At 35.9% G+C, this 11173-nt stretch carries 12 protein-coding genes; 7 read left to right on the top strand and 5 right to left on the bottom strand.

Going from position 1 to position 11173, the window contains the following annotated elements; genetic code table 11:
• Positions 1-20: 20 nt before the first annotated feature.
• From mdh to ACFIK7_RS02905, 3 genes are all read right to left on the bottom strand, one after another.
• Positions 21-983 (bottom strand): malate dehydrogenase, encoded by a 963-nt coding sequence (gene mdh, locus ACFIK7_RS02895; RefSeq protein WP_273790160.1) that lies wholly within the window; start codon positions 981-983, stop codon positions 21-23.
• Between the two features lie 288 nt (positions 984-1271).
• Entirely contained in the window at positions 1272-2471 is a 1200-nt protein-coding gene (zapE, locus tag ACFIK7_RS02900; RefSeq protein ID WP_375662909.1) for a cell division protein ZapE, read from the bottom strand.
• Between the two features lie 98 nt (positions 2472-2569).
• Positions 2570-3115, bottom strand: coding sequence for an AprI/Inh family metalloprotease inhibitor (locus ACFIK7_RS02905; RefSeq protein WP_273790161.1), 546 nt, complete (start codon positions 3113-3115; stop codon positions 2570-2572).
• Positions 3116-3341: 226 nt separating this feature from the next.
• Here ACFIK7_RS02905 and dapF point away from each other — a divergent pair, with 226 nt between their 5' ends.
• The 7 genes from dapF (at position 3342) to ACFIK7_RS02940 (ending at position 9416) form a co-directional block, all read left to right on the top strand.
• Positions 3342-4193, top strand: a complete 852-nt coding sequence (gene dapF / locus ACFIK7_RS02910) for a diaminopimelate epimerase (RefSeq protein WP_375662910.1) — start codon at positions 3342-3344, stop codon at positions 4191-4193.
• Complete coding sequence (gene mtaB, locus ACFIK7_RS02915) at positions 4193-5476, top strand: tRNA (N(6)-L-threonylcarbamoyladenosine(37)-C(2))-methylthiotransferase MtaB (RefSeq protein WP_273790163.1); 1284 nt, start codon at positions 4193-4195, stop codon at positions 5474-5476. Before dapF ends, mtaB begins: the two co-directional genes overlap by 1 nt.
• A gap of 14 nt (positions 5477-5490) precedes the next feature.
• On the top strand, positions 5491-6744 hold the full coding sequence (gene ftsY / locus ACFIK7_RS02920; protein WP_273790164.1) for a signal recognition particle-docking protein FtsY: 1254 nt from the start codon (positions 5491-5493) through the stop codon (positions 6742-6744).
• The gene (locus tag ACFIK7_RS02925; protein ID WP_273790165.1) at positions 6741-7427 is read left to right on the top strand and encodes a septation protein A; all 687 of its coding nucleotides are present in this window, start codon (positions 6741-6743) and stop codon (positions 7425-7427) included. The genes ftsY and ACFIK7_RS02925 overlap by 4 nt, the downstream gene beginning before the upstream one ends.
• A gap of 63 nt (positions 7428-7490) precedes the next feature.
• A complete protein-coding gene (gloB, locus tag ACFIK7_RS02930; RefSeq protein WP_273790166.1) occupies positions 7491-8252 on the top strand; it encodes a hydroxyacylglutathione hydrolase in 762 nt (253 codons plus the stop codon).
• Positions 8253-8296: 44 nt separating this feature from the next.
• Positions 8297-8752 (top strand): hypothetical protein, encoded by a 456-nt coding sequence (locus tag ACFIK7_RS02935; protein WP_375662911.1) that lies wholly within the window; start codon positions 8297-8299, stop codon positions 8750-8752.
• A 196-nt stretch (positions 8753-8948) separates the two neighbouring features.
• Positions 8949-9416: a hypothetical protein gene (locus ACFIK7_RS02940; RefSeq protein ID WP_375637280.1), complete on the top strand. Its 468-nt coding sequence runs from the start codon at positions 8949-8951 to the stop codon at positions 9414-9416.
• Positions 9417-9437: 21 nt separating this feature from the next.
• Here ACFIK7_RS02940 and ACFIK7_RS02945 read toward each other — a convergent pair whose 3' ends face one another.
• Positions 9438-10334 (bottom strand): ParB/RepB/Spo0J family partition protein, encoded by an 897-nt coding sequence (locus ACFIK7_RS02945; protein WP_273790169.1) that lies wholly within the window; start codon positions 10332-10334, stop codon positions 9438-9440.
• Positions 10335-10374: 40 nt separating this feature from the next.
• Positions 10375-11172, bottom strand: a complete 798-nt coding sequence (locus ACFIK7_RS02950; RefSeq protein ID WP_273790170.1) for a ParA family protein — start codon at positions 11170-11172, stop codon at positions 10375-10377.
• Position 11173: the final 1 nt, after the last annotated feature.

Consider the following 11173-nt stretch of genomic DNA (forward strand, 5'->3'; position numbering starts at 1 on the left):
TGAATTAAACCTTGTTCAATTTACTTGAGACTAGGTACAAGAGCAATACAAGCTTCACAAAGCTTTTTAACCGCATTTACTGAATGATCAAAAGCACCTCTTTCTTCTTTATCAAGATCAATTTCAATGACTCGTTCAACACCACCTGCACCAAGTACAACAGGAACACCAACATAGGTATCATTAACCCCATATTCCCCTGAAAGATAAGCTGCAACAGGCACAACACGCTTAGTGTCCTTTAGATAAGCCTCAGCCATAGAAACAGCAGAAGCTGCTGGTGCATAATAAGCAGAACCTGTTTTTAACAAACCAATAATTTCTGCACCACCATCGCGGGTACGCTGGATAATTTGATCAATTCTTTCCTGTGTTGTCCAGCCCATCTTTACAAGATCAGGCAAAGAAATACCACCAACCGTTGAATAACGCACGAGAGGAACCATTGTATCACCGTGGCCCCCTAAAACAAACGCTGTCACATCTTTAATAGAGACCTTAAATTCCTCAGATAAGAAATGACGAAAACGCGCTGAATCAAGAACACCTGCCATACCAACCACTTTATGTGTAGGGAGACCTGAAAATTTCTGCAAAGCCCACACCATCGCATCAAGGGGATTAGTAATACAAATAACAAACGCCGAAGAAGCGTATTTTTTAATTCCAGCTCCAACTTGTTCCATAACCTTTAAATTAATGCCCAAAAGTTCATCACGGCTCATACCAGGTTTTCGCGCAACGCCTGCTGTTACAATAACAACATCAGCACCTTCAATTGTTTCATAAGCATTAGCACCTTTTAGACTGATATCAAAACCATCAACAGGAGAAGATTCGGCGATATCTAGAGCCTTACCTTGTGGCACACCTTCTGCAATATCAAATAAGACCACATCAGCAAGCTCTTTAAGCCCAATAATATGTGCTAAAGTACCACCAATCATACCTGAACCAATGAGAGCTATTTTTTTCCGTGCCATTTTATTTTTTCCTAACTTTTAGATAATTCAGCGCACACCCATCAGCGTCCGTATACTGAATATTTTTGACTTCAACCATATTCAAACAATATCATAAAAAGGAGTAAAGAAATGAAATTTACAAATTTCTCTCTTTACAGAAACAACAACCCTCCGCTGAAACAACTATTAGAAAATTATCACGATGTATCGATAAAGTGAATTTAAAAAAAATACAACAGAATTATTATATTTCTTTAATTTCAAAAAGTTATTGTTTTTACAGTTTACGTAAAGGTAAAAGTATAATCAATGCTTCTTCTTCAAAAGAAAATGTTCTTCCCAAAGTTTTAAATAATCGTAGCTTTGCATTTCGAAAAGACGTGATTGTGTTCTTTTAAATTCAAATGTTTCCGTAATCTGCGCATGCCCTTTATACAAATCCCCTACCCCTGCCGCAGCCGACATAAACAACCGTATGTGGCGTTCATAAAGAATATCAATAAGCAAAATAAACCGTTTTGTTTCATTGCGACATGTATCATCCATGACCGGTACATTATCAATAAAAATCGTATGATAACGCTCTCCTAATAACAAATATTCAGCCGCGGCCAAAGGCTTTGCACATAAATCCCCATAATCAAAACGAGCACATCCTGCACCAAAGCGCGGAATAGGAATAAGGCGCCCTTTTATAGAAAGCTCATCAGATGTCTCCTTATGTCCTTGCAATACAAGTGCCCATGCTTGATCCATATATTCATTTGCCGGGACCCCCAACGGCGACACATACACCTGTTGTAGATTTGATTTTTCAAGGCGATAATCTGTTTTTGCATCAAGATTAACAACGCGAACATATGCTTTCAAAACTTGAATAAAAGGCAAAAAGAGTTCACGATTTAAACCGTTACAATAAAGGTTATCCGGCGCCACATTTGAGGTTGCAATAAAGAAAATTCCTTTATCAAACAAAGCAGAAATAAGCCGCCCCAATACCATAGCATCAGCAATATCTGTTACACTAAACTCATCAAAACAAAGTATTTTTGCTTCTCGTGCAAGATCCTCAGCAACAGCTAAAATAGGATTATCTTGTTTAAATTTTGCACACCCAGATGCTTGACGATAAAAATTAATACGCTCATGTACATCAGCCATAAAATCATTAAAATGGGCACGCTTTTTATGACCTTTAGGCAAACAAGAAAAGAACAAATCCATCAGCATGGTTTTGCCCCGTCCTACTTCACCATAAATATACAGTCCCTGAAAAAAACCTGTTTCATCTCCTTGTTTTACAACACAAGAAATATTTTGTTTTTTCCTTTTAAATATTCTATTAAAGAAAGAGCAAAATATCCAAGTCCAAGGACGAGGGATATTTTGTTCCGTAATTTTTTTTAATAAATGATCAAAATATTCTGTTATAGCTAATTGAGCGGGATCAAAACAAACCTCTCCTTTAGCGACAAGCTCCTTATAACGTGTTGAAACGAGAATCATCCAAAAAACCTTTTTCAAACCGATCTCAATGAAAAATACAAATACTTTTCACGAATCTGTCCGTCTAGCTTAGCTTGTCATAAACGGTCAAAAATGATTTAACGACTTAAAACAACGGGATGATCATCAAGTGTACGTCCCTCAAAACGATCAACATTTGAAGAATAAAGAACGAGGATAACACGTCCAGAGTTATTATAAAAATATAATCTTTTTCCTTTAACGTCCCACGATCTCACTTGGGAAGCAATTCCTGGACAGTGTAAAGGACCAGCACGGTACCCTTTTCCAAACTTTGTTTGTGGAGTTGCAATCCGGCAAACTTTTCCTCCCATAGAAAGATTCCATACCCCAGCAATACTTGCAGGAAATAAATCAGTGGCACTGCTTGGCAATTCGAGACTAGCCATTCGTCCATCGCTCTGAGAATCTCCTTTTTCATACACCGAAGCGTTTGCGTCTTCAGATATCGACGAAGAAGGAGACGACAGATCAGACGCTTCCAATATTGTCATTTGTTGAGATGGATAAAAAACTTCTAATGCGTTATTATCGTCATTACCATCAAACCGTGTTGTTGAACATCCCCCTAAAAACATTACAGTTGATAGTGCAACGAAAAACGAAACTCTTGAAAACGCCATGTCTGTACTCTCTCCCACGACAATAAATAAGTTCACAAAAAAATTAAGCGAATATTTGTTATAGTTACAAAGATAAATTAACAAATTAAAAAAAACAGGTTAAAATCACTTATTTTAAACGAAATAACTTATGTACCAAATTTTATATTTATTAAACACTGGAAATTTATAATATTTTCAGCCATATATCTCTTTTATAAGTAATCATTAGAAATAGAGAAGTTTCATGAAAACGCCATTTAGCAAAATGGACGGTCTTGGAAATCAAATTATTGTTGTTGATATGCGTGAAAGCACTCATGCTCTTACACCAAAAGCAATCCTTGCTTTGTCAGCAGATCCTGAAATGCATTTTGATCAAATCATGGCTATCCACACACCAACCCAGAAAAAAGCCAACTTCCGCATCGAAATATGGAATGCCGACGGATCAATGGCTAAAGCTTGTGGCAATGGTACCCGCTGTGTCATCGCATGGCTTAAAGATCACAATTTTGGTGAAAAATTTCATTTAGAAACTCCCGCTGGAATTATTGAAGGGAAATACCAAACCGACAATCTCATTTCTGTTGATATGGGATGCCCAAATTTCAATGCAAAAGAGATGCCTGTTTCACGTGAAATAGTTGATACCAATCACGTAGAAATTACGGCTGGTCCCCTAAAAGACGCTTGTCTCATATCCATTGGCAATCTCCATGCTATCTTTTTTGTTGAAAATGATATTCAACATATTCCATTAGAAAAATATGGACCAAACCTTGAACATGATCCCCTGTTTCCCGAACGGTGCAATATTTCCATTGCTTGCATAACGTCAAAGAAAAGTCTAAATTTACGTACATGGGAGCGAGGAGCAGGATTAACACAAGCATGTGGGAGTGCTGCTTGTGCAAGTGCAGTGGCTGCTTATCGTCGTGGTCTTACACAACGTCATATTGATGTAAACTTACCAAAGGGAACACTTAATATTTTTTACCGAGAAGACGATCACATTATTATGACAGGACCAATAAAATATCAATTTAGTGGTTTTTTAAGCCCTTTAACAGGGTCCTACAAAAAGGATCACTCCTGATGGCAATAGAAATTGTAACTTTTGGTTGTCGACTTAACAGCTACGAATCGGAAATCATTCGCAAAGAAAGTACTTCTTCAGGGCTAGATCAACTTAAAGATGGTGCTATTATCTTTAATACTTGTGCTGTCACTGCCGAAGCCGTACGACAAGCAAAACAAGCTATCCGCAAAGCACGACGTGAAAATCCTCATGCGCGTATCATTGTAACAGGGTGTGCAGCCCAAACAGAAGCACAAAATTTTGCCTCAATGACAGAAGTGGATCTCGTTTTAGGAAACGAAGATAAACTTCACGCCCATTCTTATCGTCAACTTCCTGATTTTGGTATTAATCATTCTGAAAAGGTGCGTATCAATGACATTATGGAAGTACAAAAAATTGCCCCACATATGGTCAGTGCAATGCAAGAGCGCACCCGCGCTTTTGTACAGGTACAAAACGGATGTGATCATCGCTGTACATTTTGCATTATTCCTTATGGACGAGGACCATCTCGTTCAGTTCCCATGGGTGCTGTCATAGAACAAATTAAAAAGCTGATAGGTGGGGGTATCCAAGAGGTGGTCCTTACAGGTGTTGACCTTACAAGTTATGGCCACGACCTTCCTGGAAAAGCTACTCTAGGAAAATTAACTTCAGCAATTTTGCATCATGTTCCTGACTTAACGCGATTACGCCTCTCATCTATTGACTCTATTGAAGCAGACGAAGAACTCATCAATCTTTTAGCTTATGAAACAAGAATCATGCCCCATTTGCATTTATCTTTGCAAGCAGGTGATAATATGATTTTAAAACGGATGAAACGGCGTCATCTGCGCGAACATGCCATTCAATTTTGCCAAGAGTTGCGTGCCAAACGTCCTACAATGGTGTATGGTGCTGACTTAATTGCTGGTTTTCCTACAGAAACAGAAGAGATGTTTCAAAACAGTCTTGTTTTAATCAAAGATTGTAATTTAACCCATCTCCATGTCTTCCCCTTTAGTCCAAGAGAAGGAACACCTGCCGCACGTATGCCACAAATCAACCGTAAAATAGTTAAGATGCGTGCTGAAAAATTGCGTAAAGCAGGTGAGATGGCTTACCAAAAGCATCTTGCTCATTTACAAAACAGTCTACAAACAATTCTCGTTGAAAAAGATGAAATCGGACGAACAGAAGATTATACCCTTGTACAGGTTAAAGGTGCAAAAGCAGGAACAATTGTTCAAGCCCTTATCGTTGATCATGATGGCGATAAATTGATTGCTGTCCTTCCAAAATTAAACGCTGCTTGAGCAGGAAAATTCTTATGACGAAATCTTTTATTAAAAAAATATTCTCTTTTAACAAATCTCAAGAGCAAGAAATTGAACAACAGATTTCTATTCCTGATAAAAGCGATATAATAGAAGAAAATAAAGACAAAAATGAAAAGACAAAAAATAACCAAGTTTCTATAGACACAGAAAAAGAAGAACAAACAAAAAATCCAGAGTCAATACTTACAAAATATGATGAAAAATCTCCATTTCTAGAATCCCGTTCTGATAAAATTCCTTTTTCTGGTAAAATTATTGTCACAGACAACATCCGTGAAAAAAAGAATGAAGAAATTTTATCTGAACCTTCTGTTGAACAAAAAAAGACAGCGTGGTTTGGGCGCCTTAAAAAAGGTCTATCCCTTTCTTCACAACGCTTAAGCGGATCAATTAGCGATCTCTTTGTTAAAAGAAAACTTGATGAAGACACATTGCAAGAGCTCGAAGATATTCTTATCCAAGCTGACATAGGTGTAGAGACGGCAACACGCATCACAAATACTTTAGCTTCCAGTCGTTACGGAAAAGACCTCTCCCCAGATGATATTCATACTATTGTAGCGGATGAGGTCAAAAAAGTTCTGGAACCTGTTGCAATACCATTGGAACTTGATCTCAGCCATAAACCGCATGTTATTTTGCTGGTAGGTGTAAATGGCACTGGAAAAACGACAACTATTGGAAAACTTTCAGCAAAATTAACAGAAGGGGGATTAAAAGTTATGCTGGCAGCTGGTGATACTTTCCGAGCCGCAGCTATTGAGCAACTACACATCTGGGGTGAACGTACCAATTCTCCTGTTATTTCAACAAAATTGGGTGCAGATGCCGCCAGCTTAGCATTTGATGCTTATGAAAAAGCAAAAAAAACAAACAGTGATGTATTAATTATTGATACAGCAGGGCGTTTACAAAATAAATCTGAATTGATGGATGAATTAGCAAAAATTATTCGTGTTTTAAAAAAACATACCCCCCAAGCACCCCATACAATCCTTCAAACGCTTGATGCAACAACCGGACAAAATGCACTCAACCAAGTAGATATTTTCCGCGATATTGCTGGTGTTAATGGTTTAGTCATGACAAAGCTAGATGGGACTGCACGAGGTGGAATTCTTGTCGCTATCGCAGCAAAATATAAATTACCCGTTTATTTTATCGGTATAGGAGAAGATATTGAAGACCTTCAACCCTTTTCTGCTTCTGACTTTGCCGAAACTATCGCAGGAAAACATGCATGAAACAGCCTTTATCTAATCCTAATTTACACAATAATTCTGAAAAAAAAATGAATAACAATAAAAAAAAATCTCTCTCACCAACACTTAAGTTTCTTTTGGAAATGGGTCCATTGGTTGCCTTCTTTTTTGCCAATTATAAGGGAGAATGGCTGATAAAAAACATTGGATTTTTTCAAAATTTTAACAAATCTATTTTCCCTGCAACAGCTATTTTCATGGTAGCGATAATTATTTCCCTAAGCTTATCATGGATCCTTGCAAGACAAATTCCTATTATGCCTCTTATTTCGGGAATATTTGTTTTAGTTTTTGGCTTTCTAACTCTCTGGCTTCATAATGAAACTTTCATAAAAATGAAACCGACAATCATTAATAGCTTATTTGCTTTTATACTTTTTGGTGGGATGTTTTTTAAAAAACCACTTTTACGTTATGCTCTTGATTCTACCTTAAAACTTGATGATTTAGGTTGGCAAAAACTTACCTATCGTTGGGCGTTTTTTTTCATTTTTCTTGCCCTTTTGAATGAAATAATTTGGCGTAATTTTAGCGATAATTTCTGGACAAGTTTCAAAGTATTTGGCGTCATGCCTATAACAGTCCTTTTCATGCTTACCCAAATGCCTATAATTATAAAACATTCAAAAGGACTTTTTACAGAAGAGGACAAATCTGATTCTTAAAAAAAATCACCACTACCGATTATTTTATAGATTCATCGCCAAACACTGTTCGGGAGAAAAAATATGTTGATTGAACAGTTTATTTGTCGAGAAGACAATTTCGGTATACTCATTCATGATGAAAAAAGTGGTATGACAGCTGCAATAGATGCTCCTGAAAGCAAAGCAATCCACAATGCTTTAAAGCGCCACAATTGGACACTTAACACTATTTTTGTAACTCATCATCATCACGACCATGTAGAAGCCCTATCAGAATTAAAACAAGTTTACAACGCTATGGTTATCGGGCCAGAAGCAGAAAAAGAAAAGATCAATTATCTTGATCAAACACTTCAACCTGATGAAAGTTTTTCTTTTGGCACGCACCTGCTTTTAGCTCTTTCAACACCTGGTCATACTTTAGGCGCATTATCTTACTATTTTCCTGAGAAGAGTTTACTCTTTGCTGGAGATACACTTTTTTCATTGGGCTGTGGACGTCTTTTCGAAGGAACACCTGCACAAATGTTAAATTCTTTAAAAAAACTTCGTAAACTTCCTGATGAAACACTTCTCTATTGTGGACATGAATATACAAAAAATAACGCTCTTTTCGCACTAACAATTGACCCACATAATAAAAAACTCCACCAAAGAATAGAGGAAGTTTTTTTGCTACGTGCAAAAAACGCTATGACTTTACCTGTCACTTTAGGGCAAGAAAAAGCCACCAATCCTTTTCTCCGCTGGGATGATAGTGTGTTGCGAAGGAACCTTGTAATGGAAGAAGAAACAGATGAAGAAGTTTTTGCTGAAATTCGAAGAAGAAAGGATAATTTTTAACCATGCTTAAGTTCGTATTACGTTTGTTTCTCCTTTTTCTTTTCGTGATACATATTCAACTAACAAGAGCAGAGGAAAAGGAAACAGATAATTCTTCTCTTATATCCCCTCTCATTGCAAATTATCCCTTAACAGAAGATTTTTTTTTAAAACTGGAAAAAATTGAAAAAGAATGTGAAAATTTACTTCCAGAAACAAAAAATGATCTTATCACTTATGATTCTAGTATCCACTCTAATATTGAAAACTACACTACCTATATTTCTAGTAAACCAAAACTTATGAATATTTTAAAAAAAAATAATATCAAACCAGAAGATTTTGCTGCTGGAACCTTAGTACTTAAAGAAATATCCGCGCTTCTCATATTTGCACCTGAAAAGGAATATTCTACTGAGAAAAATACTATATTTCTAAACAATCTTGAATTTGTTAAAAAACATTTTTACAAAGCAACAATTCTTTTAGATAGCTGTGAAAAACTCATTTTGAGCAACTAATCAGTTATGAAATGTTAGAAAATATCACCCCTTTAATCTAATAAAGAAGTCAGTGCATTAAAAAATCACCGTATTTTTATCATTCCTAATAATTGTTTTTATTTCGATTATATTTACAAATGTTTTTCTAAAAATAAAGAATAACAGACGGAAAAATATTTATTGAAATTCAAAAAAGAAAGGATAATTTTTAGTCATGTTTAAACTTCTATTGTGTTTTTTCTTCATTTTTCCCTTTGTATCATACGCTCAAGAAAAAAAACAAGAAATAGATGATCCTTCTTTTATACCGCCTTTCATTGCAAATTATCCCTTAACAGAAGATATTCTTTTAAAGCTGGAAAAAATCAAAGAAGAATGTAGAAATTTATCTTCAGAACCAGAACAAACAAATACAAAAAGTGATATCAATACTTATGATGATCATATTGAAAAATATGCTGCCTATATTTCTAATAATCCAAAACTTGTGAATATTTTAAAAGAAAATAATATCACACCAAAAGATTTTATTGTTGCTCACCTAGCACTTAAAGCGACATTATATGTACTTACTGATGAGGAAAATTATACTTATGAAAAAAACTCTTTACCTTCAAGAAATCTAGAATTTGTTAAAGAACATATGTATAGAATAATCCAAATTTTAAGAGATAACTGTTAAAAATCTTTTTAGAACAATTGATTAACTTTGTAAACGCCGACAAATTTCATCTAATTGTTCTAATGAAGAGTAATGTATTTTTAAATCGCCACCTTTTTTACCATGCCGAATAATAACTTTCATTCCTATCACATCTGCAAGTAATTTTTCTAAAGATTTTGTTTCAGCATCTTTTTCCGTATTGGTACGCTTTTTAGTTTTAGGATTGGCTTTCTCATATGCAAGTATTTCTGTTTGACGTACTGAAAGCCCTTCACGAATAATTTTCTCAGCTAAATTTTGTGGATCATCAACGGTTATAAGACAACGTGCATGACCAGCAGAAAGTTGTCCATCCGTTAAGAATTGTTGTACTCTTTCTGGAAGTTTTAATAAACGAAGCGTATTTGCAACATGACTACGACTTTTTCCAATAACTTGTGCTAAATCTACTTGTGTATAATCATGCTCATTCAAAAGCATCTCATATCCTTTTGCTTCTTCGATAGGATTAAGATCTGCCCGCTGAACATTTTCAATAATAGCCAATTCCAAAGCGGTTTTATCGTCCACATCACGAATAATAACGGGTAATTGACTTAAATTTGCACGTTGTGCTGCACGCCAGCGCCGTTCACCCGCAATCAATTCAAACCGATGAGGATGATCTCTTAAAGGCCTTACAATAACCGGTTGAACCACACCGTGTTGACGAATTGATTGTGCCAAATTATCAAGCTCTGTTTCAGTAAAATGACGCCGAGGATTGTGAGGATTACATGAAATAGATTCAATAGAAATAAATCGCTCAGAAATACTACCGGATTCATTTAATTTATCAAAGCTTGATGAACGTGCAATATTGTTGTTTAAATTGATATCTCCAATCAATGCCGCTAATCCACGTCCTAGTCTTTTTTTTGAGAGATCATCATTCATAATTTTTCTCTTTGAATTTTTAGATTATTTTTTTATATTTTTAAGCAGCAGCGCGTGCTTGTTTTTCACGTTGTATCATTTCTGATGCTAGACGCAAATAAGCTTGGCTTCCAGCACATTTGAGATCATAAAGCAATACAGGTTTGCCAAAAGAAGGTGCTTCTGATACTCTTACATTTCGTGGAATAACAGTACGATAAACTTTATCTCCCATAAAAGAACGTACATCTTCAACAACTTGATTTGAAAGGTTATTACGTCCATCATACATTGTTAGAACAATACCTTGGATTTCTAAAGATGGATTAAGTACGGATCGCACTTGTTTTACTGTTTCAAGTAATTGACTTAAACCTTCAAGTGCTAAAAATTCACACTGCATAGGTACCAAAACAGAATCCGCGGCCCCCATAGCATTAAGTGTTAAAAGATTAAGGGAGGGAGGACAATCAATTAAAATATAATTGAATTTTTTTTCCATTTCCGGATCATCATAGAGAGCTTTACGTAAGCGTTGTATGCGATCTTTTGATGAAGAAATTTCCATTTCCACACCTAAGAGATCAAGTGTAGAGGGAACTATATAAAGATTGGGTACAGCTGTCTTTAAAGCCGCCTGTGTAATTGAAACGCCCGAAACCAAAACATCATAAGACGATAAAGGACGGCTATTACGATCAATCCCCAAACCAGTACTTGCATTACCTTGTGGATCAACATCCATAATAAGAACATTTTCACCAATGGCTGCTAAAGCTGTTGCAAGATTAATTGCTGTGGTTGTTTTTCCGACTCCACCCTTTTGGTTTGCAATAGCGATAATTCGTGTTTCGCTCATT

The organism is Bartonella sp. CL266QHHD (assembly GCF_042195355.1).
GTDB lineage: Bacteria > Pseudomonadota > Alphaproteobacteria > Rhizobiales > Rhizobiaceae > Bartonella.

Coding starts and splice junctions, on each gene's coding strand:
- mdh (WP_273790160.1), bottom strand. CDS start 983: ATGGCACGGAAAAAAATAGCTCTCATTGGTTCAGGTATGATTGGTGGT.
- zapE (WP_375662909.1), bottom strand. CDS start 2,471: ATGATTCTCGTTTCAACACGTTATAAGGAGCTTGTCGCTAAAGGAGAG.
- ACFIK7_RS02905 (WP_273790161.1), bottom strand. CDS start 3,115: ATGGCGTTTTCAAGAGTTTCGTTTTTCGTTGCACTATCAACTGTAATG.
- dapF (WP_375662910.1), top strand. CDS start 3,342: ATGAAAACGCCATTTAGCAAAATGGACGGTCTTGGAAATCAAATTATT.
- mtaB (WP_273790163.1), top strand. CDS start 4,193: ATGGCAATAGAAATTGTAACTTTTGGTTGTCGACTTAACAGCTACGAA.
- ftsY (WP_273790164.1), top strand. CDS start 5,491: ATGACGAAATCTTTTATTAAAAAAATATTCTCTTTTAACAAATCTCAA.
- ACFIK7_RS02925 (WP_273790165.1), top strand. CDS start 6,741: ATGAAACAGCCTTTATCTAATCCTAATTTACACAATAATTCTGAAAAA.
- gloB (WP_273790166.1), top strand. CDS start 7,491: ATGTTGATTGAACAGTTTATTTGTCGAGAAGACAATTTCGGTATACTC.
- ACFIK7_RS02940 (WP_375637280.1), top strand. CDS start 8,949: ATGTTTAAACTTCTATTGTGTTTTTTCTTCATTTTTCCCTTTGTATCA.
- ACFIK7_RS02945 (WP_273790169.1), bottom strand. CDS start 10,334: ATGAATGATGATCTCTCAAAAAAAAGACTAGGACGTGGATTAGCGGCA.
- ACFIK7_RS02950 (WP_273790170.1), bottom strand. CDS start 11,172: ATGAGCGAAACACGAATTATCGCTATTGCAAACCAAAAGGGTGGAGTC.